The organism is Streptomyces sp. NBC_00258 (assembly GCF_036182465.1).
Classification (GTDB): domain Bacteria; phylum Actinomycetota; class Actinomycetes; order Streptomycetales; family Streptomycetaceae; genus Streptomyces.
Genome location: NZ_CP108081.1, coordinates 339,471 through 362,338 on the forward strand (window position 1 = coordinate 339,471; position 22,868 = coordinate 362,338).

Sequence of the window (22,868 nt, forward strand, 5' to 3'; positions counted from 1 at the left end):
CTGCACCATCTGCGCTGTCGCCGAGGACTCCCATCGCGGTCTCCTATTCCCAGCCCGCAGCAACGTCGGTGCCGTTGATGCAAGGGCGCAACCTCGGCAGTGCATCGCACCGGCCCCGAGGGAGTCCGTGGCGTGCAGCACAACGTCACTGTCGGGGAACCCGTCCCGTCTGCCGGCCTCGCACCGCGGGTTGTCGATGACCCACAGCGCACCATGCCGCTTGCGGAGTGCAAGGCACACACCGCCAATGACGCCAGCATGTGGATCGCCTCGCGCTTCGCGATGTGCGAGTCCCGCTGGTTCGCTGCCGAATGGATCGTCAACGGCAAGGTCGTCGGATTCACGCAGATGACCGTGTCGGCCATCGCGACGGTGCCGGCGGCTGACTCGCGCGAGATCTATTTCGACTACTACTTCTCCGACTTCTACGCGGCTGGCACGAACGCCATCGACGCGACGCTGGTCGGCACAGACCCAAACTATGTGACCGTTCCGGACAATATCGCCTTGACTCAGGGCGGGTTGGACCCAGGCCCCCGTAGTGTCGCCCAGATCAAGGCCGACCCTCACTTCATGGTGTCCAGGAGGGCAGAACCGGGGCAGGGGGCCATCTGGAACATGAAGTTCGAACCGCAGTGGCCAGCGCCCTGGGTCGAAACGAACCCGCTGGCGGAGTGGAAGTTTTCCTCCTTCGGCCTGCGCTGGGACAACTCCTCCTACCTGCCGAACTACAAGCCAGCCGATGTCCTGCACACCGGTGGTGCGTCGCTGAGTTACAACGTGTCTCCGCTGCGATACAGCACTGCTGCCACCGCCGAGGAACAGGCGGTAGCCCGGCGCGCCTCCTCCTGCCCACGGTGCCGTCCTGCAGCCAGGGGTACCGTCACGTTAGGCAGTGGGGCGGCAGCAGCGCTTGGCCTGCCGGCCGGGCCCGCCAGCAGCCTGCCGCACGGGCCGGTTTCCCTCCTGCTGGCCAGCCGTGGACCTCGGGTCGGTGCTGCAGGGATCGGATCAGCGAACGCGTCCGGACCGTACGGATGCCTCTGCTGTGCAACCCACCCGGGTGGGTTGCACAGCAGAGGCATCCGTCATCCACCAGGCCTTGAGCCGGGTCCTACAGAGCCGTGCTGAGACGTTCGATCAAAACCCGTGCCGTCTCCTCGCCACCCGTGACAGCCCCAGCCGTGACCGCTCCCGTGGCGATCGGCGCAAGGTAGCCCTTCAGGGCGGCCACAGCACGCCGGATCACGCCGCGGTCAGGCTCGGGCTGAACGACCTGGTTGAGGATCTCCTCCCCCACCGCCGAGGCGTCTTCAAGCTCCTCGTCAGACACACCGAGCGTGGGCAGTTGCCGGAGTGTGTCCACCACGGCCTCGGTGACGGCCTCGAAGCCCGGGGCGATGGGCTTGCTCTGGTCCTGGCTCTGGCTCACGGAGCTGTTGCCCCACGCCAGTTGAGAGCCGCGGACGTCGCCGTGGATGACCGGCCCGTTGAAGACGTTCGTGTCACCGAAGGACACCTCGGGATCGGCCTGCACCCGGGCGGTGACCGGGTGCTTGTCCACCTCCCGTTGGATCTCTCCCATCATCTCCCGGATGCCTTTCTTGTTGATCTTGAATCCGCTGTTGCGAGCCATGAGGTATCTCCCTTGCTGAACGTGCTCCGCCCTTTGAGTGTCCCAGCAGGCACCGACAACAAGTCCCCTCGCCGACCGCACCGCCCGTCTCACGCAGCCGGCTGGACGACCGCAGCCTGCCGCCCAGCGGATGCCGTCTCAGACATCGGACGTGGGCACGGCGCAGGTCCGTACCGGGCACAGCTCAGTTTCCGTTTCACGGACAGGGCGATCATCGCAGTGGCGGCAGAAGCGGAGCCACAGCCCTGCTCACCGAGCGGGCATACGCCGATGACGACGACGCATCCGGCGCCCGTGATCCGCACGAGTGACGGGATGGGCACCATCTGGCCGCAGGGTCGGATGCCAAAGACAGTGCGCCACTTGAGCGGCACCAGGCACCCACGAGAGGGGGCCACTGCCGCCGCGCCCGGCTCCGGCACGGCGGGAGAAGGCCACCTTCCGACGCCGGGATTCTGCCGCGGATCGCCCTGCCTGGATCCCCTGCTGCCGGTGTCGGCAGCAGCGCCGGGCCGAGCCGCCCCCAGAGAGACAGATGCGCACACCAGAGGGAACCGGACGGTGTGCATACCGCGGAGCCGACGCCGTGTGCACCGCGGGGTCAGAGGAACCCTTTTGAGGGATTTTCAGGCCGTCCGGCCACCCCTACCTTTGCATGACATACCCGCCGTGCAATTGCATATGAGAAATCGCGGCGGATCTCATCACTCACGAGGAGACCGGCATGCAGTACGACAACGGCGTGGCCGCCGACCAGATCCAGGACGTCACCTGGGTGAAGAGCACAGCCAGTCAGGGGGCCGGCAACTGCGTAGAAGTCGCCTGCCTTCCCGACGGGCGCGTCGCTCTGCGCAATTCCCGCCATCCCGGCGGCCCCGCGCTGGTGTACACGCGCGAGGAACTCGCGGCCTTCGTAGCCGGCGCCCGCAACGGCGAGTTCGACGGAATGACTGCGTAACTCGGCGTAAGCCAGCGCTTGTCCGGACCCGCATGCCGCTCAACTCTGGAAGACTCGGACAAGCGTTGGTCTCGCGAAGGAGTGTATGTGCGCGACAGATCAGATGGGCCCCAGGCCCGCGCGGTACCGGTGACGGCGCTGCCGCGGCAACCGCCGGAGACCGCGGCCCGTCTGCTGGGAGAGCGTCTTCGTCGGCTGCGTCTCGATCGCCGGTTGACTCTCGGCGAGGCAGCCGAGGTGATCCGGGGGTCGGCTGCGAAGGTCAGCCGCCTGGAGCGAGCGGTCAGTCCGGCCAAAGTGCGTGATGTGCGGGATCTGGCGGTCTTCTACGGGGCGAGCCGCGAAGAAACGGCAGAGATCGAATACCTTCTGTCTCTGTCCCAGAATGGCGCCTGGTACACCCAGTACAGCGATGTGACCCCGGGCTTCCTGCGTCGGCTGATCAGTCTTGAGCAAGGCGCCGAACGCATCATCATGTACGAGGCGCTCGTCGTCCCTGGCCTGCTGCAGACACGCGAGTACGCACACGCTGTGGTGTCGGCTGCGCTCCCTCTGGACGCCGCCAACGACCGGCGTGTCACTCTGCGGATGGAACGCCAGCGCATTCTGCACCAGGAGGACCGGCCCCACGTCACCGCTCTGCTGGACGAAGGCGTGCTCCGACGGCCCCGCGGCGGAGCAGAGGTAATGCGCCGCCAGCTGGAGCAGCTGCTGGAGATAGGCAAAATCCCAGGTATCAACATCCGCATCGTCGAGTTCGTCAACAGCGGTGATGTGTCTCCGCCCTACCCGATCACGCATCTGCGGCTGCGGGATGGCGGGCCGCCGGAGGTCGTCTACGTGGAGAGCATCGACAGCGCCATCTACCTCACGCGCCCCGCCGAAACCGAGACGTACCGGCTGGTGTTGAACCGGCTGATGGAGCAGGCGGCGCCCCGGGGCCGCACAGAAGAACTGCTGCGTGAGGCGATCGCCAGCTACCGGCAGAGGTGACTGGCTGATGTATTGACCTGCAGCGTTACGTGCTGAAGCCGCATTGCACAGCTTCAGCACGTACGGGGCCGGCCTCCCCTGCCGCATGCCTTCCTACGGCGGCCAGCGATGAGGGCTCTTCGCAGATGAGCGTGCAGTGCCTGTCGCGCGGTGTCCACGCACTTGAAAGTGCCTTTTGTAAGCTCTCCCTTACTCACTCATGATGGTGTTACGCACTAGCAGTGAGGTGAGGAAGGAAGATGGTTGAGCAGGTAACGCACCCCGAGGGGGCGCAGGTCGTCATCGAGATGTGGTCCGACCTGGGTTGCCCGTGGTGCTACGTCGCCAAGCACCGGCTCCGGACCGCGATCGAGCAGCGCCCGGACGCGGATCGGTTCAAGGTCGTAATGCGGTCCTTCGAGCTGAACCCTGCCGCGCCAAAGCAGCCGGAGATGGTCGAGGAAGCCTTCATTCGTACCCACGGCGGAACCGCCGCCCACTTCATGGCGGCAGAGCGCCGGATCCAGGCGATCGCCCGCAAGGAGGGCCTCGAGTTCACGCTGGATCGTCTCAGTGCCAACACCTTCGACCTGCACCGCGTGGTGCAGTACGCCAACGACGAGGGGCTGGGGTTCGAGTTGTTCTCGGCTGTCCAGGACGGCTTCTTCGTCGGCGCCCTCAACCCTTACGCCCCTGACTCCCTGGCCGGGGTCGCCGAGTCGGTCGGGCTGGACAGCCGGCGAGTGCACGCGATCCTCGCAAGCGGTGAGTTCGCCGACCGCGTACGTGCCGACCGGGCCGAAGGTGTGGAGCTGGGCGCGACCGGCGTGCCGTTCGTCGTCCTCGATCGGCGGGTCGCTGCCCCGGGGGCCCAGAAGGTTCCGGTCTACGGCCAGCTGCTGGAGCAGGTGGCCGGGCCCGTGTCGAGCAAGCGTGTGTCATGAGCGGGCCGAAGGGTGGCCTCCAGATCGTCGCGGCCCCTGCCGGCGGGTGGTGCGAGCCCGACACCGGGGTCTGCCACATCGACCCCACCGACGAGACGAGCGGCGGTGAGGCTCTCAACGAGACAGCCGCGCACGACACGCCCGGCGCTGCGGAGCGGTGAGGCACCACCACGGCGGTTCGTCTACGCGCTGACCGCGGCCTTGCCTCGGCCGACTCCGGTCAGCTCGCTGACCGCCCGGTTGGCGGCGATCTCACGGTGGTGGGCAGCGGCCCAGCCCGCCATCGCCATGACCGCTCCCATCAGCGACCGGCCCAGCTTGGTGAGCTCGTACTCCACCCTGGGAGGGACCTCGGGGTACGCAGTCCGGGTGATCAGCCCATCACGCTCGAGGTGCTTGAGCGTCTGGGTCAGCATCCGCTGGGAGATCCCCGGGATGCTCGCCTGCAAGTCGGAGTAGCGCAACGGACCGGCGTTCAGGGTGCTGATGATCAGCACGGTCCACTTGTCGCCGATGCGGTCGAGCACCTCGCGGATGAACGCGCTGTCCTCCGGCCATGTCTGGCACGGACCTGCGATCTGTCGCGCTGACGCCATCTCAACAACCTCTCATCCGGTGTGCAACCGCACTACCAGTATGTAACGCCCTCGGGGCGATCACACACCAATCCACGACAACAGCCCCTCGTGCGGGCCCGCTCTCGGATCACTGGAGCGCGCTCACACCCACTCCCAAAGGACCCAACCCATGTCGTACCTGCTTCACATCGACTCCTCCTCGCTCGGCAGGGCCTCGGTCTCGCGCCAGGTCGCGCAGTCCCTCCTCGACGGCTGGAGCGGCGACGTCGTTCACCGCGACCTGGCTGCTTCGCCCGTGCCTCATCTATCCGCGGCCGGCATCAACGCCCGCGCCACCGCCCCCGCTCAGTACACGCCCGAGGAAGCCGAGGCGGCCGCGATACAGGACGCGTTGATCGAAGAGTTCCTCGGCGCAAGCGCCTATCTCTTCACGGTCCCGATGTACAACCTGACGATGCCGTCGGTGTTCAAGGCGTGGCTGGACCAGATCATGGTCTTCGGCCGCACCATGGACTTCGAGGCTCCCTCGCCGGCCGCCGGTCGTCCAGCCGTGGTGATTTCGGCGCGCGGCGGCGGCTACGGTCCCGGCGCACCCAAGCACGGCCTGGACTACGTCGTGCCCACCCTCGAGGCCATGCTCGGCCGCGAGGACATGCTCGGCCTCGACATCACCACTGTCATTCCCGAACTGACGATGGTGCCCCACGCCCCGGCCCTGGCCGCCCTGCTGCCGAAGCACGAGGCGTCCATGGCCAGCGCCCACCACCGTGCCCGCGAGCTCGCCGCCGCGATCGCCAACGGCACGACCGCCGCCTGAACCCCGAACCGACCGCGGGGTAACCCCCGTGACTGATCTGCTCATCCTTGTCGGCAGCGGCCGCACCGGTGTACACGTCCTCGAACAGGCCGCTCAGCGTGGCCACCGCGTCCGACCACTCGTGCGCGATCCAGACTCGGTTCAGCTGGCGGCGGGTGACTCGAAGGTCGCAGCCAACCAAGCGCATCCGACTTGTCTGACTCCTCTCGCCGATCCCGACCTGACCACGTTCACCCGGCTCGACGAACTCGGCCTCGAAGCCACCGGTCAACGGCTCGAAGCCGACCGACCGTTCCGTACTCGCGCGCCGAGTCGTCGAGCCAGACCGGCGGTGCCGTCGTTGCGGCTGCGAGGGCGCCCCACGAGACGCCGTGACACGCAAGTTAGCCCACGAGCCAATGGTCACGATGTGCCGCTGCCGCTGCACCGGATGCGGCCACGTGTGGCGTCAAGACACCACCCTCGCCGCCGAGCCCAGGGCGAAGCTGTCTCGGCGCGGGCTGAGGTGGGCCCTGGAAGCGATCGTCGTCCAGTGGCTGACCATCGCTCGCGTTGCCGAACCCCTCGGCGTCGCCTGCTCGTTGCATTCGCATCCCACTGTCAACAACGCTCGTGGGCAATACAGCTAGAGGGCCACCACGCCGCCCCATTCCTCCCATTCGTTGCCGGAGTTCCATACCGTCAAATCGGAGTCGGGCCGCCAGGTGCTGACTTCGACCAGTCCTGGGTCGAGCAGCTCCCAACCCTTGACGAACGCCGTCACCTCTTCCTTGGAGCGGACCCTCCCCCAGTGGCCTCCGGTGGCGGCCGCCATCATCTCCGTGACGCCCCGGCGGACGCCTTCGTCGTCGCTGACAATTTGGCAGACCACCAGGTAACTTCCGGGGGCGAGCTGCTTCGCCACCCGGCGCAGGAGCGCGCCCGGGTCGTCGTGGTCCGGCAGACAGTGCAGGACAGAGACGAACAGGGCAGCGGTGGGCTCGTTCTTTCTGATCAGCCGCCCGGTCTCCGGGTGGTTGAAGATGTCATCGGTACGGCGCATGTCGGCACACAGGACGGCAGTCTGCGCGTTCTCCTCGAGCATGGTGCGGCCGTGGGCCAGGACGATGGGGTCGTTGTCGACATAGACGACACGGGTGTCGGGATGGACTCGCTGGGCGACTTGGTGGACGTTGTCACGGGTGGGCAGGCCTGATCCGTGGTCGAGGAACTGCCGGATGCCGCGTTCCTGGGCCAGGAAATGCACGACGCGACGCAGGAAAGCACGGTTGGTCAGGGCAAGGTCTTTGCTGCTCGGAGCGATCTTCAGGAGACTTTCGCAGGCTTCCCGGTCACTGGCGTAGTTGTCGGTGCCGCCCAGCAGCCAGTCGTACATGCGGGCCACGCTCGGTGTCATGACGTCGATCTCGCGGTCCGACGGCGTGTGCTGGCCCATGGATGATCCTCCCCGATGCGGCACCGAGTGCAGCTGCACTACGTGAACTGCTCATCGTAGAGGCGCAGTTCACGCGGGGCACAGGCCACGAACGGGCGATGCGGCGCAAGGTGTGGGGCGTAAAGGGCGTCACCACGTGTCACGCGGGGCGCGGAGTCGCGGTGCGCGAGCGCGAGGGATGGGGTACCGCGCTCCGGCGTGCGCGGGAGCCTGTTCACGTGGGTGAGCGGGCAGGGCGGGACGGCGTGTTCGGCGGATGCGAGCAGGCCCCCCATGACGGGGGCTGTACGCCCATGAGGTCCGCCGCTTCACGGGGAAGAAGCCCCAGGGGGTGGTGCAGGGCGAGGGAGTCCGCCGAGGGGGTGGCAGTACGTGACGGACCTGCCTGGCCGGGGATGTACGGCAGCCGCATGTCCGGCCAGCCAGCGCCGAGCGCAGCAGACGGCAGGTGGCGGCTGCTGGACCGAGGATGGAGATGGAGAGCGCTGTGGCCAGACTGCGATCAGGTGCTCGACAAGGGCTTCGACCGTGCCCGCCTCACCGGTGCAGACGTGCACGCGGCGCACGGAGCAGGGGTACTCCAGGCACCGGAAGACAGCGAAGCCGGCTGGGGCTGAAGCAGTGTGCGGCGCCCCGGGCAGTTGGAGACTCCGGAGACGGCCAGCGGGGCCGAGGGCGGTGCACAAGACTCGTCCGGTTGCGGCCGGCCGGCTCCGCACTATCGGATGGCCGAGCCCACACCGTGGGCATCAGCGCCCGGCGCGGGGTCCGGCAGGCCGCCGTCGTGAACACACCGGCGCGGCATGCCGGGTTGCGTGTCCGCGGACGGGGGACGCGGCTTCGCCCTGCGCGGTCATCACGCGGGGCGAAGCCGCGGCGTGTCAGTCGCTGCGGATACGCAGGTAGCGGATGGCGGACCGGTTCCTCAACGCGACCCCCAGGACGCCGCCCGCTACGCCCAGGACAGCCCCTTCGGCGTCCCCGGCAGCGAGCCAGACCAGGACTCCGGCCGCGAGGAACAGCCCGAGACAGAGCTCCACACTCCAGATGCGCATCTGCCGAGTCGGTAGACCCCACTGACGCGGAATGCTAATTTCGCTGATGACCGGGGGTGTCTCAACCCGTTCCCGGTTTAATCGATCAGTCATGCGGATTTTTGCTCCTCCGTTGATCGCGCGAGCCCCAGGGTGTTGCTTCACCCCGGGGCTTTTGCGTGTTGCGGCGGCATTCACTCAACGCTGCCACCGATTCGACGCGGTCACATTAGCGGCCCCTCACGGTGCCCGCCACACGTTGAGGCCATGCAACGGGATTGCCGCGGAACCGCGTTGAGGCTCATCGAAACACACGCCGACACCACCTCTCACTCCATTGATCATTTCGGACTGATCATTGATCACCATGAATCAACGTCGGTCTGATTTTCGACTCAACTGGTTACGGAATGTTTCAAGTGGCGCCGACAGGCGGAGGGATGGGGACTTTGACTTTTCATCACATTCGATCGAATGTACGGCGCATGCGGGACCCAGGACCTCACCGGAATGTCTCGCTCCTCAATTCTGCACGTGCAGATGCAAAAGGCCTGCAAGATTTTCGCGTCCCGGCACGGCCATTCCCGGCCGCTATGGAGCACCATGCAACTGCCGGGGCGGCCTGCAGGACACACGACGTACTCATCGGGCGGGCCGGGACGACGATCACCACCGTCGGCTGTCAACCAGTGACGGGCCCGGGTGCGTCCGGGCCCCATGCACTGCCAGGCAGAGAAGGGGATCGTGTGGAATCCGCGTTCCCGTGGGCATGCCCTGCTGCTGACAGCCACGGGGGACTACGCCGACACCCACGGGCACTTGCCCCCAGGGGTGAGCGGGTCGCCGTCGGTGGGGATGCGATCCCGATCGGCATGATGATGGCCGAACGGCGTCGCCCGGACGGCCGGGACGCTGAAATGAACGCCCCTTAAAGACTTCGCCGCTCTCTCGCACCATTGGCACTGCGGTGACGACGGACAGGTCCATGACGGACCACCGTGGCCCCCGCTGCCCTACCCCTTGGCTACCAGAAGCTACATTTCACACGCGCTGTCAACGCTGCTCGGATGACAGCAGGACAATGAGTGTCTGCAGGGCGTCTGGGGTGAGGTTCTTGCGGAGACTGCGGGCAAGCTTCTCGAGGTCCTCCCCTACCGGCGCGCTCAGTGTTCTGTCGCGCAGGCCCGCTTCGACCATGGGCGCGTGAAAGGGAGGGGAGGTCTCCCGGCTCCACACGGGCCAGCAGATCCGGACGTTGCTCTCTGAGCTGGCGCAGGGCACGCCCCTTGCTGTTGCCGACGGGACGAGAGGAACTGTTTACATTGTTAACGTTTTCCTCGCGGTCTTCGTCCGGGGCAAGGGCGCCGGATTCCGGGTCAGCGCGTCCCGGTGGTCGTTGCAGTATGGAGTCCAGCAGCGTGAGGGTGGGAAGGTCGTCGGCTGCCAGGCGTCTGACGAGTTCCTCGGTGGCCCCAGCTCCTTCAGGGACGGCGTGTGGATGAACTGCAGGAAGTCGTCATACCGGACTAGGCGCGCCACACCGGCGAGAACAGCCATCTCGGTGGACAACCGGCTGCACGGCTGGCGAGAGCAGCACAAGTAGCGCTGGTGGAGGCGCACACGCGGCCCGTCGGAGGCGAGCGGCGACGTGACGCGGTGAGAAGGCGCGAGGCGGGGGCCGGGATCACGGCGGGGTGCGGCTTTTTCGCGGTGGGTGGCACACCGGGCAGCGTTTGCCGGTGCCGTCGCGGCGGGAGCGCTGATCGGGCGTAGCGTCCCAGCGTCCCGGACAGCCGGGCTTCGAACAGGCCCACCGGCACAGTTTGGTGGAGCTCGGCCCGAGTTCCTTCGCGGTCATGTTCGGTTCGTCGATCACTTCGGCAAGCTCGCTGGCGATGGCCGGGTGCACGTCCTGCAGGGATTTGCCGGGCTTGGGGCGCACCCTGGCGGCAACGGTGCGTCGGCGAGCGCACCGGGGGCATCCGCTCGACTGGCCTGTGCGGCGGTTTGGAGGGGCGGGGTACTCGAAGCGGCAGTGCGGTTCGGGGCACCTCCACCGGCAGGTTTTGTTCGACGTGGGGAGCAGGTCGTACGCGGTCCAGCCGGGGTGGCCGACGACATCGATGAGTTCTTCGGCCATCGTCGGATTGGCCTCGGCGAGTGATGCACCGGGGCCCGGCCTGCTGTTTGCCGCGCCCACCTGTGCGTGACCGCACTGGCGGCAGCCGCGGCCGGCAAGTGCCCGGCTGTTCAGTACGGTCTTCCATTCGTAGCCGCAGTCCGGCTTCCGGCACCGCCAAAGACACACGTCATTGCAGCCGGGAGGCATCCGAGCGGGGGTCTTGCCCGGGTTGGTGAGGTTCGCGACGAACTCCTCCTCAAGGTGCGGCGCCACGTCCGCCGCCAACACCTCGGGGCCGGCGGTGGCCGTCTCCCACAGCTGCGCCCCCTTCGTGAGGGCCGCGGTGACCTCGGCCGGTGTGAGCTGTCGCCAGGAAAGGCCGCGGCGTCGCAGTACGACACCCACCGCGTCCGTCCAGTCTTCGGGGTTCACCCCCGGCCCGGCCTCATGGTGGGCGAGGCCATGTACCGGAACGGGCGGGAGCCCGCGGCTTCGGATGCGTTCCACGTCGAGTCCGGCGGCGAGTGCTGCCACCGTCTTCGCGGTGTCACGCTCCAGGCTTCCTGGCCTGCCGTGGGTCCATTCCGGGTCCAGGTCGATGAGCAGGCCCGGGGCCGGCTCGGACAGGTACAGGTCGAAGCGGTCCTGACGGCGCCCGGGCAGGCGGAGGCGGTGGTCCAGTTCCACGCTGAGCCCGGAGGCGGCCTCGACGAGCATGGCAACGTTGCACTCGAACGGGGACCGCCCGTGGCCGGTGCAGTCCGGGCACCGGCGGCCATTGGTGCGGTTGGCGAGCGCCGCCGACCAGAAATGCCCTTGAGCGCACTCCCACTCGCACAGGTCATGGGACTGCGGGCGCAGGGTGTCCGGACCGCGGTCGGGACGGCTGAGGTTGCGGCGGAACTGCCGTGCCAGAGCAGGATTCAGATCGGCCAGTGATTCTCCCGGGCCGGGAGCCCGGTTGCGGCGCTGCCAGCACTCAGGGCACCCCGAGGGTTTGACGGGACGGGTGCGGAACTGCAGCCGGGCGGGCCACTGGTGACCGCATCCTTTTGCCGAGCAGCGCCACTGGCACCGGTCTGTGGAGGACAGCGGCATGTCTTCCAGCACCGTGCCCGGGCTGGACAGGTTGGACACGAACTCGGCCTTCAGCCGGGCCCGAACTGCAGCCATCTCGGTAGTACTTCGCCGCTTGCCCATGGCTGCAGATTCTGACAGCCGTCACTGACAAGGCCGTCCATGGGCGAGATCCTTGCCAAGGTCTGACTCGTCCAGGCCAATACGAAGAAAATCTTCAATACTAACTCGAAGTAACACAATCAGGATCACGAGACACTAGATTGGGGCGAGGACGGAGCACGTGGCCAGTGCGGGCCGGGTGCCCATCCACTCATGCAAGCTCAGAGCCTGCGCCCAACAGGTGAGTGCAGCGCGCCATCGTCCGCAGCGCTGATGGCAGGACGCTGCGCCTTCGAGGGCGTGGGCTTGGTCCTTGGGGCTACTGGCCTGCCGCGCGAGGTGAAGGGCCTGCTCGTATGTGGCCAGCGCGCGGGGGGCGTCTGTGACCGCCAGCAGGTCGCCGCTGCTGTTGAGAGCTTCTGCCTCTCCTTGGATGTCCTCTGCTGCCCTGAACAGTTCGCGAGAGCGAGTCAGCAGCACGGTGGCCTGCGCGTGATGCTGTGACATGGTCTTGGCCTTGCCGAGTTCTAGCAGTGCATTGGCTTCGCCGTGTTGGTTGCCGAGTCTGCGGTACAGGTCGTGGGCTTGTTGCGCCAGGTCTTCAGCCGCGGCCGCTTCGTGTGCAGCGAGCAGAATCCGGCTCAGCAGCCACAGAGCGCTGGCTTCCCCCAGCCGGTCCCCCAGGGTCTGGTAGAGGGTGAGTGCTTGCTGGCCGAAGCGGCCTGCCGTCAGTTGGTCTCCTCTCCCGCATGCCACTCGGCCTAGTTCCCACAGGGCGTTTGCTTCACCGGTACGTTCTCGCAGTCTGCGATAGATGATCAGCGCCCGCCCGGCAAGCTGGTCGGCCTCGGCGTAGTGCCCTGTCATGTGGCGGATCCGGCTCAGCAGCCACAGGGTCTTGGCCTGACCAGGTTCATGTTCCGCCGATGTGTAGAGGTCCAGTGCCTGTCGGGCCAGTACTGCCGCCTGCGGGAAATCACTGGTGATGTCGTGCACGCGGCCCAGCTCCCACAGGGCGTCCGCCTCGCCGAGGCGATTGACACCCGCGCGGTGCAGGTTCAGTGCCTGGTGCAGATGACGGCCTGCTTCGGGGTAGGCGCCCGTGGCGAAACGCACCTGGCCCAGGGCGCACAGGGCGTGGGCCTGTGCCGGAAGGTTCTCGGCAGCAGCAAGCCGGGCTGCGGCGCGCAGCAGTGCTGCGGCGCGCTCGAAATTGCCTGTCGCGGAGTGGACACGGCCCAGGTTGTACAGCGCCGTCGCTGTGGCCCGCTGGTCGCGGGCGCCGAGGGCTGCGCGCACGGCAGCCTCATGTAGCCGGGCAGCTTCACCCCAGTGAGCGCTGTGATGGAGGAAATCGGCCAGGGTGGCGGCCAGGCGGAAGGTCTGAGTGTGCCTGCCGGATTCCGCCGCGTGCAGAGCGCAAGCAGTGAGATTGGCATGCTCTGCCCTCATCCACTCCACAGCGTCCTGGTGTGTGGCGTGTTCTGGTAGAGCAAGGGCCGGTCCTGAAGGGGGCAGTGGAGCGTGAACCTCGGCCGTACCGTGCCGGCAGGCTGCTGCAGCGGCCTGCCTGTAGTAGTCCGTCAGCCGGTCAATGGCTTCTGTGTGTTCTTGTGCGGGATCGGCGTTGGCCGCGTCCCGTGCGTACATGCGCAGCAGGTCGTGGAGGTGGTATCGGCCGGGCCTCTCCGAGTCGACGAGGTGGTCGTCGTAGAGGGCCTCGAGTTCACGCCGCACGGCGGGCAACGGTGTGCCGGTCAGTGCAGACGCGGCGTAGGCGTCGATGTCGGGCCCGGGGTGCAGGCCCAGCAGACGAAAGAGACGCTTCCGACCGGACGGCAGAGCGCGGTAGGACATGGTGAAGGCTGCCGCAGTGGCGAGATCTCCTGTGGCAAGTTCCTCCAGGCGGTCCTGGGCGCAGGCCAGCTCGCTGGCAAAGGTGGCCAGATCCCAGTGGGGTCGGTGGGCGATGCGGCTCGCCAGCAATGCGATGGCGAGCGGAAGGCGGCCGCACAGCTCATTGATCCGAGCTACAGCGTCATTCTGGGCGGATCGGACCTCCCGGCCGGCCAGCCGTGTAAAAAGCAGGCTCGCATCTGTCGGCGGGAGCACGCCAAGGGCGAGTGACGCGGCGCCTTCGGGAAAGGCCAGACGGCGCCTGCTGGTGATCATGACCAGGCAGTTGGGATCTCCGGGCAGGAGCGGTTCCACTTGTGTGCGCGAGGCGGCATCGTCGAGAACGATCAGTATGCGTCGCCCGGCAAGGCGGTCTCTCCACAGGCGCGACCGGGCATCCAGGCTGTGGGGAAGGTGCCGGGGATCCACACCCAGACCGACCAGCAGTGATCCCAGCGCTTCGGCGGGGTCAGCGGGTTGCCGACCAGGAGTGTGGGCGTGCAGCCGGACGAATAGCTGACCGCACGGGTAGGAGGTCACGAGGAGATGGGCGACATGCACCGCCAAGGCGGTCTTTCCTACGCCGGGCATGCCACTGACGATGTGGATGCCCTGACTCTGCGCCGAGGACGCGCTGGCCAGCAAGTGCTCCGTCTCAGTGCGGCGGCCGGTGAATGCGGTGGTGTCCCGAGGCAGCGTCCGCAACGCCGCGGCTGGTGCCTGGGGCGGCTGCGTTCCGATATGGAGGTCTCGTCCTGCCGCGTAGAGGTGTGCGGCATCGGCCGCACGGAGGTCCATACGGTGCACAAAGCTGGTTCCGCTGCTGCAGGAGCAGACGTTCACGGGCCATTGATGTGCTGGTCCCGGCCGGCTACATAGACACGTGCGGAATCTGTCGCCTCGGCCCGCACTGTCATCAACGTGGTCCCGGGAGTCTCCGGCGACGCAGTAGCGGCGTGAAGGTGTTCGTCAAGAAACTGCCGTAGACCCGGCATCAGGTCCGGTTCGTCGGCCAGCAGTCGGTGCAGCCGCAAGCTCCAGGCCTGAACCAGCACCTGCTCCATCTGCACATCGCCACGCTCACGTGCCGTGCTCAGCAGCGTGTGAGCCTGTTCCAACTCGTTTTCCACCTCAGCGGCCTGGCTGGGCTTGGCACTGCGCCACCATGCCACGGTCGCAGTCCTGGCTTGCAGCCATGCGTCCGTGGCCATGGCGCCTACCAACGCCGTTGCTGCGGTCATTACCAGCGGATCCATAGCTGCCCTCCCACTACATGCGCCGACAGTGAATTCTCACGGTGCCAGCGAAGACCGCCCGATGGCCCCGGCCGGGTTCCACGCAACGCAGGCATTTCCTGCGGTTCGTGGGGTCTCCCGCGAGGACCACAGTGCATTGCGCGGAAGACCTGATGGACCCGCAGTGGCACTGCGTCACCCGTATGAGGGCAGCGCCAGCGGGGCTTTGCGCCCCCTGAGGCTTCCTCGTTGCGTACAGGGCGGCCATCTGCGCAGTTGCGCGCAGGAGCCGACCATGAGCCGGGACTCTGTCGCCGCTGGCGCGCTCTCATCCTGCTCGACCTGGTCTGCGGTCTCGATCACCCTGCTCCATGGACGCGGTGGTGCGGGTGCCCGTGGGCCTCCCCCGTCACCGGGCTCAGCAGCTTTCCAACGGTCGTCGGTGAACTTCCTCCCGCGGCGGGAACACACAGGACGGCGGGCCTGCCGCCACGAGATCCGTAGTCGGCGCACGTCCAAGTCACATAGGACTGGCTCCCGTTCCCGCCGCTGGCAGTGGTCCGATCGCGCCCTCCCGTTGTTCGGCGTATGAGGGGCGCGTGGAGGTGTTGCATGGCCGGTTCTCACCCCGAGCGCCGGGTCATCATGCTGCGTGTTGAAGTGCGCCAGCGTGTGTGCGCGTCCAGGGTCAACAGCATGTTCAGAAAGCTACGAACGTTGCTGCTGCCGTTGGTGCTGATCCTGGCCGCCGTGGGGCCGGTACAGGCCGCGCCAGCCGAACTGCCGGGTGAGAAGTCGAATTTCGTTGTCTCCACGGGGTATCTGAAGGGCGCGTCCCCGAGGAACTGGGTGCGCCTGGGCTGGTACCGGTTCGATGCAGCCTCCGGCACGGTGTCGGCGAGCACCTACTTCTGGAGTCAGCGGAATCCGGCTGAGCGGGTCCCCTCGGGTACTACTCCGGGCGCCGACTGTGCTCCCGGCGAGAAAGCCAGCCCTCCAGGGGTGCGCAGGTGCCCGGTCATGACCGTTAAGGGCTTCCGCGACACCGCCACGGAGTCGAGGAAGGGTGTTTACCGGCTGGCGACCGAACCGGTCAACGGCAAGCAGGCCCGAACGGTGTGGATCAAGTGGGAGGCAGCTACTCCGTGGACGGAGAAGTGGAGGGTGCGGTCGGAGCGGGGAATCGCACGCCTGGAGTTCGTGTACTCGACGAAAGCGAGTTCGGGATTCGGTTACGGGAGCAATGCCCCGTTCTCCGAGCGCCGGGCGATGGAGACGGTACAAAACCACGAGCGGCGGATCGAGCTTGAGATGGACTCCTGGGAACATGGCAAGTTCACGCTGGGGACAACGGGCAAGTTCGAGCCTCAGCGATTCACCGTATGCGATGGCAGGGCTTCGTACTGCATGACACGTCTTCAACCCTCATCGGCGAAGTGCCGGAAGGGATGCGCAAAGGGGACGACGAACACGTCCCTCCAGTACTACCTCACGCGGGTGGGCGTGCACGATCGCCGCGACACGTACTGGCACTGGTGCACCTGCCTGGCTCCGAAGCCCACTTCCACGTGCTACGAGGGCAACTCTCATGTGAAGCCGATGCTGCAGGTCATTGACGACTCCAACGCCTTCCGGGGTTGGGTTGGTGTCGAGGCGTCCTTCTCCACGGTCGGCAAGAGGGACGACGACATGCTCGGCGTCTTCCGGATGACGGACGTGTGACGAGGCCGGGGTGGCACGCGCTCGGCAGGCGTGTGCCACCCCGGCCCGCCAGCATCGACTGCGGGCGACGGTGCCCACCCCGCTCAGCGCCCTCACCCACCTACGACGCCATCTCCAGGCGAAAAGGCACCAGATGCACGCGGCGCGCGACGGAACGCTCACAGACTTCGTGTTCGACAACCGGCTGCCTGGACCCGACCGCCGAAGGCCCGCCGCGGCAGCAGGCGGGCCGAGACCGCCCCCACCTGGGCACCGGACTCCGTCATGACGCCGCTCGGAAGCGGAGCACTCAATTGCGCAACGCTCGCAGATCGATCTGGCACTTGTACGTGGCCTGGAAAACACCCGTTCGGGGACTCTTCAGGTACACGGTGTACCAATGCCCTCGATGTCGTACAGGTCGTGTTCTTCTGCTGTCAGTGGGCTGCCGGCTGCCTGGCACAGGGCTTGTACAGCGGCGGGTACATCGGTGCTCCAGCGCCGGAGTGCGAAGTCGGACGTGGTGGCGAGGAATCCCCTTGAATCGTTGGTGAGGACGCCCAGTCCGGTTGCTCCCTCGACGGCGGCGTTCTGCATCGGGCGGTGCGGGTCATCCAGGTTCCATACGCGGGTTGGGCCGGGAGAGGTGCCGCTGGTGGTCAGCAGGTGTTTCCCGGATGCGTCGAGGTCGACCTGCCAGACCGTGCCTTTGTGCCCCCGTAGGGGAGGCAGCGCTACCGGAGCGGAGGGATGCGAGAGGTCCCACAGGTAGACGAGTTGGTCGTAGGAGCCTGCTGCGAGTGTGTGCCTGTCGGCGGCGTAGGCGAGGCTGGCCGCGCTCGGGGCGTCAGGGAGACGCAGGACGCGGTGGGGTGCGTGCGGTGTGTCGATGTCCCACAACTGGACGCCTGCTTTTTGGGTGCCGACGACGAGCACGCCGGTCGCGTCAAGGAATACGAGCGATGTCACGCTCTGAAGGGGAAGGATCGTGTGCGGGTCCGGAGCGGCAGGGTTGGAGATGTCCCAGACGACGAGGGCACCTACACCATTGGCGCCAGTGACGAGGGTCTTTCCGTCGGGACTGAACGCGACGTCGTTGATGTGGTTCTCGCGGTGCGCGCGGCCATAGCCCAACCATCTCGGCTGCGTGGGGTCGGCGACATTCCACAGGCACATGGCGGTCCATGTCGATGGGTCGTTCGTGTCGGAGTTCTCGGGGGCGCGCGTGGTGAGGGCGATTCTGCGTCCGTTGGAGCTGAATGCGGCGCCGCTGAGGGGGAGTCCCTTGCAGGTGAGGGGTGCGCCGATCGGGAGCGGCGCCTGGGTGCCGGAGATACGCCATAGACGCGCGGTGCCATCCGTGCTCGTGGTGATCGTCAGTTTGCGGTTCGGGCTGGTTTTCGGTCTGTTCAGTGCTTCGCTGTGTCCGGCCAGCGGGGGGAGCGGGTGCCAGAGGCGGCTGCCTCCGGTGCGTGTTCCGACGATGAGAGCGTCACTGCGCGGGCCGAACCTGAGACGCACGACGCGGTCGGGTTGGTCGAGCGTCAGGCGTAGCGTCGTCTCCCAGCTCCTTTTGCTCCAGACATCGCTTACATCCCATACCCGCGCGTGGGCGTCGATGTCGCCCATGGCCAGCGCGGTCCCGTCGGCGCTGAACGCAAGATCGGTCACCATGCTGGGAGACGTGTAGAGCTCTTGCGGTGCGGTAGGCGCGCTGGTCCGCGTCAAATGCGAGAGGAGGACGAATTGGTCCGCGCCAAGAGCCAAGGTACGGGCGTCGGGGGCGAGCGCGACCGTTTCGACGTCCTGCTTCCGCTTCGTCCGTGGTACGGAGCGGGATCGTGGCGCATCAGGGGCGGTGACGTTCCACACTAGGACCCGGTAGTTGACGTCCACGGTGGCCAGGGTGCGGCCGTCACGGCTCACGGACAGGTCGAGGATCTGGGCGTCGTATGCCTGCCATGTGCGCAGTCGTTCCGGATGGCGCGGGTTCGAGGTGTTCCACAATGCCAGTTGGCCCTGGTCGTTTCCGATGACCAGACGGCTGCCGTCTGCGCTGAACTCCAGGGCCACGACGCGGCCCTTGCCGTTGCTCAGGTCGGGCAGACGCGGCGGCCGACTTGTACCGCGCAAGTCCTTGAGATCCCACAGCCGTACCGGATCATCACCCGCGGCGACGGCCAGCACGTGGCGTGGATGCACCGCGACTTGGTTGATCTCCCTCTTCGCCGCTGTCATGGTCACCGGGCGGTGCGACTGTTGCTCCTGCGTACTCCACACCCGCACATCTCCCCGTGCGGTCCCCTCCGCGAGGATCCGCCCGTCAGGGCTGCTGTTCCACGCGGTCACCTCGGTCAGGCCGCCGGTCACGTAACGGGTGGCGTACGGCGGAGCCGACGAGCCGATCAGCGCGCCGTGCGCCTGCGGGGTGTGCTCCACCTGGAATCCGGCCAGGGCGAGGTGTGCCGCGAGCGCGGGATCTCTCGGCCGTACGGCATCGGCCTCGGTGCTCAGCCGGGCGGAGACCGCCCTGTCGGCCTGGAGGTCGGCCTCGCGTTTGCCGTCAACGGCAAACCCGGCCGCGACCAGGGCGGTCAGGGCGAGGGCCGCCATGACCGCCATCAGCTGCCGCATGCGCCGGGTACCGCGCCGCTGGTGCCGATGGCTCGCCTCGAGGAAGGCACACTCCAAGGTCCCGGCCCGGCCGGAGCGGACGTCGTGCCACTCGCCGGCCGCCGCGAGTCTGGTCCCGCGGTAGAGATGGCTGCCGTCACGACCCGCGGCTTGCCAGGCGGTGGCGTCGTCCGTGAGCCGCTGGCGTACCAGGAGCCCGACCCGGTTGGCATTGATCCACTCCCGCAGCCGGGGCCAGGATCGCAGTAGCGCCTCGTGGCTGATCTCGACGTGCTCGGCGTCGGCGGTCAGCAGCCGGGAGCGGGTGAATTCTTCGACCACGGCTTCGGCTCGCTCGTCGGCAGCCAGTTCGCTCCGGTCCGCGCGGCGACGGGTGTCGTCCGTGCCCTCGCCGATGCGGACCAGGCTCAATAGCACCGGGCGGGCGGCCTCCTGCTCCTCCGGGGCGAGTCGGCTGTAGGCGCGCTCGGCCGTCGCGGCGACGGCACCGTGCACCCCGCCGGTGCGCTCGTACCCGGCAACAGTGAGAACGCCGTCGTCACGGTGCTGCCAGGTGGAGCGCAGGGTATGGGACAGCAGGGGCAGGACACCGGCTTCGCCCGCATGGTCTCCCAGGTCCCGCAGCAGGACCTCCGCCAGGCCCGGCTCCAGGGTCAGTCCGGCCACGGCGGCTGGCTCAGTGATCGCCTGGCGGAGTTCGGCGCGGGTCATCGGGCCCAGGGGCAGCGAGCGGGTCCGCAGCGCAGCGCGCAGCTGGGGGTGGGCCAGGCAGTATCCGTAGAAGTCGGCGCGCACACCGGCCACCACAGGAAGGCCGGCCTGGGCGAGCCGGCACAGTTCGTCGGTGAAAGCGTCCCGCTCGGCCTCATCGCCACAGAGTGTGAACAGTTCCTCGAACTGGTCCACGATCACCAGCGCATGGGTGTCCAGCGGCCTGCGCTCGTCGTGGGTGCGAAGCTCCGCCATAGGCCGGGCTGTCGGCGTCAGGTAGAGCACGGCTGGGGTTCCCGGCTGTCGCCCCGGCAGGCCGCCGCGTGCCGCCGCCGGGGCCAGCCCGGCCCGCAAGAGGGAGGACTTGCCCGCCCCCGACGGGCCGATGACCACCACCGGACGTCCGTCCGTACTCCGGTCCCCCAACAGGCACACAAGCTCCGCGGCCGCCCGCTCCCTGCCGAAGAACCAGCGTTCATCGTCCATCCCGAACGGCGCCAGCCCCGGATACGGGCACAGCTGGGGGCCGGCTGCCGCGAGCGCGAGCAGCACGCCCCTCGCGCCGAGTGCACGGTCGCAGGCGCGGGCGAACTCCTCACTGGGCCGCTTCTGCTCGTTCTCCACCCGGTTGATGTGCCCCTTGGTGTAGTTCACCCTCCCGGCGAGCTCTGTCAGCGACCAGCCCTCGGCCTCGCGTCTGCGGCGTAGCTCCGGCCCGAACCGCGCCTCCTGCTCGTGCTCCTCCGGCCACACACGCGCCCCCTTCTCACCCGGACCCACAAGGCAGCACATCGTAGCCACGCAACTACCCAAAGCTAAAACCGCAGGTCGCCGTGGGTTGTCCAGAGCCTGAACAGGGCGGCCCCGGACAACGGGTTCCCGCACGGACCCCGCTGGACGAAACATCCCAGCAGCGGGCACCACTGCCCACCGGGCCCAGGCCCGTCACTCGCTTCCCCAGGAGGAACACACCATGCGCAAGCGCATCCTCACCGCCGCACTCGCACTCACCGCGACAGGCGCCCTCGCCATCCCCGCCGGAGCCGTCGCCCTTACCTCACCGGTCTCCACCCACGTCGCGGCGAGCGCATCGGCAGCCACACGGCCGACGGGTACGACCCCGCTCTCCTTCTCCTTCATCTACCGGCTCGACTCGTCCAAGTGGCACCAGAACGCCGGGCGGACCTCCCTGGCCCTGGGCTCCTGCACCGCGGGCACCGGACGGACCTTCGCCGTCACCCTGTGGGAGGACGGCTGGTTCGGTGACACCAACCACGGCTCACGCACGCTGACCTGCAAGCGCGGCAGCTCCGCCGTCTGGAACGCTCCCAGCAAGGGCGACTACTACCTCTCCTTCACCAAGGCGGACGACGGAGTCAAGATCGCCGGAACCGCAGTCCGTACGACGCCCTGACCCAGCGCCCGCACGACGTCGGCGCCCGCACCCGGCCCAGCCCCGGCTGCCAACCAATCGCAGGCCGCATCAAAAGCGGGCGCCGACCGGCCCGGCATTCCCACCCTCTGCCACGAAACGAGGTACACCCATGCCGAAAAACACCAGCCACCCGCCGACACTGGCCAGAGCCGCCCTCCTGACCACCACGGCCGCTGTCCTTGCCCTGTCCCCGACGATCGCTGACGCGCGTACCACCACCCCGGCGGCCGTCGGGCGCGACGCATCATCCCAAGTGGGGGCGCCCGCCGGCGAGCGCCAGCAGATCGTCGACCGCGCCGTCAGCGCCCTGGCCACACCCAAGAAGTTCCGTCTCACCCGGGGCGGCACGATCTACACCAGCACCCCCGCATCCGGCTACAACTACCTGGGCCGGGGCGGCAGCAACGCCAACCTCAACGTGTACAACGGCTACAGAGGGCTCCCCTGGTGCGGCCACTTCGCCGCCGCCATGTGGAAGCATCGGAACGTCCCTCGCAACTACTGGAGTTCGCAGGCGTGGCGCACCGGCCTGGGCGACCGTTTCCACGCCTACTCACCCAACCGGCTCCCCCAGCCCGGAGACGTACTGGTGTGGACCAACAACGGTGACAGCGCCCACGGCCACGTCGGCGTCGTTGTAGCCGTCGCCGGACGCACCGTCACCACCATCGAGGGCAACGTCAATCCCTACCGGGACAGCATCGCCCGCAAGTCCTATCAGTGGACCGGATCCGGCCCCGCGATGTCCGGAAAGACCTTCCGCGGGTTTGCCTCCCACCCCTGAGTCCGCTCTGGCCCCGGCCAGTCCCGCCGAGGGCCGCCGGCAGCGTGGCGGCCCTCGGCCCTCTGCTCTTTCTGACCCACCACACTCAACCCCACCGAGAACGCGAGCCCATGAGTCCCACAGTCCCCAGCTTCCGCCATCTCCGTCTCTGCCTCTCCGGAACCGCCGTACCAGCGGCATTCGCCCTGGCGGTGATCCTCGTCGCTGCCAGGCGGCCCGGCAACGGACGTCACCGCCGCGCCGATGCCACCGCCCGAAGCCGGAACAACGAGCGGCCCCCTGCCCCAGGCGGGCTCGTCGGAAAGGAGCAGGCATAACACCAACGAGCCCCGCTTCGCCTGCTGCCGCCCCTACCGCGTGGCCAGCGCGCCGGCCACGCGCAGCAGCTCGTGCAGCCCGGAGCCGGCGTACAGAGGAAGATGGGCACCGTGAACGACGACCCCGGCTACATCGCATCGGTGCTGCGAGCGAGGTACAGGCGACGCCTGCCGTCCAGCCTCGACGAGCTGACCGGGCCCGAGCACGGGATGGTGGACCTGCCGCTGCACATCGCGTGGTCCGGACTGCGCGTCCTCGATCTGGACCGGCCGCGCCAGCGTATGAGCCTGTACAGAACCGTGCTCGCCGAAGGCATGCATGACGACCTATGCCACTTCCTCAACAAAGGCATCCTGCTTGAGCTGTGGCCCGTGCTCCACAAGCTCATCAGCACGGCCATCAAAGACGTCTGGGAAGATGCATTCCCCGAGCTGCGACCATGATCAATATCGCGCACACCGTGCTAGTGCTGCCCCAGC

General features: G+C 67.6%; 18 protein-coding genes and 1 pseudogene. 11 read left to right on the forward strand and 8 right to left on the reverse strand.

What is annotated here, in order from left to right; genetic code table 11:
• Nucleotides 1–132 precede the first annotated feature (132 nt).
• Nucleotides 133–1,131, forward strand: a complete 999-nt coding sequence (locus OG718_RS01490; protein ID WP_328848001.1) for a hypothetical protein — start codon at nt 133–135, stop codon at nt 1,129–1,131.
• Here OG718_RS01490 and OG718_RS01495 read toward each other — a convergent pair.
• Complete coding sequence (locus OG718_RS01495; protein WP_328842877.1) at nt 1,115–1,636, reverse strand: hypothetical protein; 522 nt, start codon at nt 1,634–1,636, stop codon at nt 1,115–1,117. The genes OG718_RS01490 and OG718_RS01495 overlap by 17 nt on opposite strands.
• Before the next feature lie 724 nt (nt 1,637–2,360).
• Here OG718_RS01495 and OG718_RS01500 point away from each other — a divergent pair.
• The 4 genes from OG718_RS01500 to OG718_RS01515 all read left to right on the forward strand — a co-directional run bounded on the left by OG718_RS01500 (nt 2,361) and on the right by OG718_RS01515 (nt 4,671).
• Nucleotides 2,361–2,594, forward strand: a complete 234-nt coding sequence (locus OG718_RS01500) for a DUF397 domain-containing protein (protein WP_328842878.1) — start codon at nt 2,361–2,363, stop codon at nt 2,592–2,594.
• A gap of 129 nt (nt 2,595–2,723) precedes the next feature.
• Nucleotides 2,724–3,587, forward strand: a complete 864-nt coding sequence (locus OG718_RS01505) for a DUF5753 domain-containing protein (protein WP_328842879.1) — start codon at nt 2,724–2,726, stop codon at nt 3,585–3,587.
• 239 nt (nt 3,588–3,826) lie between these two features.
• A complete protein-coding gene (locus tag OG718_RS01510) occupies nt 3,827–4,510 on the forward strand; it encodes a DsbA family oxidoreductase (RefSeq protein ID WP_328842880.1) in 684 nt (227 codons plus the stop codon).
• Entirely contained in the window at nt 4,507–4,671 is a 165-nt protein-coding gene (locus tag OG718_RS01515) for a hypothetical protein (RefSeq protein WP_328842881.1), read from the forward strand. Before OG718_RS01510 ends, OG718_RS01515 begins: the two co-directional genes overlap by 4 nt.
• Nucleotides 4,672–4,692: 21 nt before the next feature.
• Here the strand turns inward: OG718_RS01515 and OG718_RS01520 are convergent, their stop codons facing one another.
• On the reverse strand, nt 4,693–5,106 hold the full coding sequence (locus tag OG718_RS01520; protein ID WP_328842882.1) for a winged helix-turn-helix transcriptional regulator: 414 nt from the start codon (nt 5,104–5,106) through the stop codon (nt 4,693–4,695).
• Between the two features lie 151 nt (nt 5,107–5,257).
• Between OG718_RS01520 and OG718_RS01525 the strand changes: the two genes are divergently transcribed.
• Together OG718_RS01525 and OG718_RS01530 are read left to right on the forward strand one after the other, a co-directional pair.
• On the forward strand, nt 5,258–5,905 hold the full coding sequence (locus OG718_RS01525; RefSeq protein ID WP_328842883.1) for an FMN-dependent NADH-azoreductase: 648 nt from the start codon (nt 5,258–5,260) through the stop codon (nt 5,903–5,905).
• 196 nt (nt 5,906–6,101) lie between these two features.
• Nucleotides 6,102–6,480: pseudogene (locus OG718_RS01530) on the forward strand (ISL3 family transposase); the annotation flags it as partial.
• Nucleotides 6,481–6,530: 50 nt separating this feature from the next.
• Here OG718_RS01530 and OG718_RS01535 read toward each other — a convergent pair.
• The 5 genes from OG718_RS01535 to OG718_RS01555 form a co-directional block, all read right to left on the reverse strand.
• A complete protein-coding gene (locus OG718_RS01535; RefSeq protein WP_328842884.1) occupies nt 6,531–7,340 on the reverse strand; it encodes an SAM-dependent methyltransferase in 810 nt (269 codons plus the stop codon).
• A gap of 881 nt (nt 7,341–8,221) precedes the next feature.
• Nucleotides 8,222–8,395: a hypothetical protein gene (locus OG718_RS01540; protein WP_328842885.1), complete on the reverse strand. Its 174-nt coding sequence runs from the start codon at nt 8,393–8,395 to the stop codon at nt 8,222–8,224.
• A 1,663-nt stretch (nt 8,396–10,058) separates the two neighbouring features.
• Entirely contained in the window at nt 10,059–11,669 is a 1,611-nt protein-coding gene (locus OG718_RS01545) for a zinc-ribbon domain-containing protein (protein WP_328842886.1), read from the reverse strand.
• A 162-nt stretch (nt 11,670–11,831) separates the two neighbouring features.
• Complete coding sequence (locus tag OG718_RS01550) at nt 11,832–14,369, reverse strand: ATP-binding protein (protein WP_328842887.1); 2,538 nt, start codon at nt 14,367–14,369, stop codon at nt 11,832–11,834.
• A gap of 41 nt (nt 14,370–14,410) precedes the next feature.
• On the reverse strand, nt 14,411–14,827 hold the full coding sequence (locus OG718_RS01555; protein ID WP_328842888.1) for a hypothetical protein: 417 nt from the start codon (nt 14,825–14,827) through the stop codon (nt 14,411–14,413).
• Between the two features lie 591 nt (nt 14,828–15,418).
• On the opposite strand from OG718_RS01555, the gene OG718_RS01560 reads away from it, so the two are divergent.
• Complete coding sequence (locus OG718_RS01560) at nt 15,419–16,528, forward strand: hypothetical protein (protein ID WP_328842889.1); 1,110 nt, start codon at nt 15,419–15,421, stop codon at nt 16,526–16,528.
• Nucleotides 16,529–16,888: 360 nt separating this feature from the next.
• Here the strand turns inward: OG718_RS01560 and OG718_RS01565 are convergent, their stop codons facing one another.
• Nucleotides 16,889–20,605 (reverse strand): nSTAND1 domain-containing NTPase, encoded by a 3,717-nt coding sequence (locus tag OG718_RS01565; RefSeq protein ID WP_328842890.1) that lies wholly within the window; start codon nt 20,603–20,605, stop codon nt 16,889–16,891.
• Nucleotides 20,606–20,825: 220 nt separating this feature from the next.
• Between OG718_RS01565 and OG718_RS01570 the strand changes: the two genes are divergently transcribed.
• The 3 genes from OG718_RS01570 (at nt 20,826) to OG718_RS01580 (ending at nt 22,832) form a co-directional block, all read left to right on the forward strand.
• Nucleotides 20,826–21,266, forward strand: a complete 441-nt coding sequence (locus OG718_RS01570) for a hypothetical protein (protein WP_328842891.1) — start codon at nt 20,826–20,828, stop codon at nt 21,264–21,266.
• 130 nt (nt 21,267–21,396) lie between these two features.
• On the forward strand, nt 21,397–22,071 hold the full coding sequence (locus OG718_RS01575; RefSeq protein ID WP_328842892.1) for a CHAP domain-containing protein: 675 nt from the start codon (nt 21,397–21,399) through the stop codon (nt 22,069–22,071).
• 419 nt (nt 22,072–22,490) lie between these two features.
• Nucleotides 22,491–22,832: a hypothetical protein gene (locus tag OG718_RS01580; protein ID WP_443054863.1), complete on the forward strand. Its 342-nt coding sequence runs from the start codon at nt 22,491–22,493 to the stop codon at nt 22,830–22,832.
• Nucleotides 22,833–22,868: the final 36 nt, after the last annotated feature.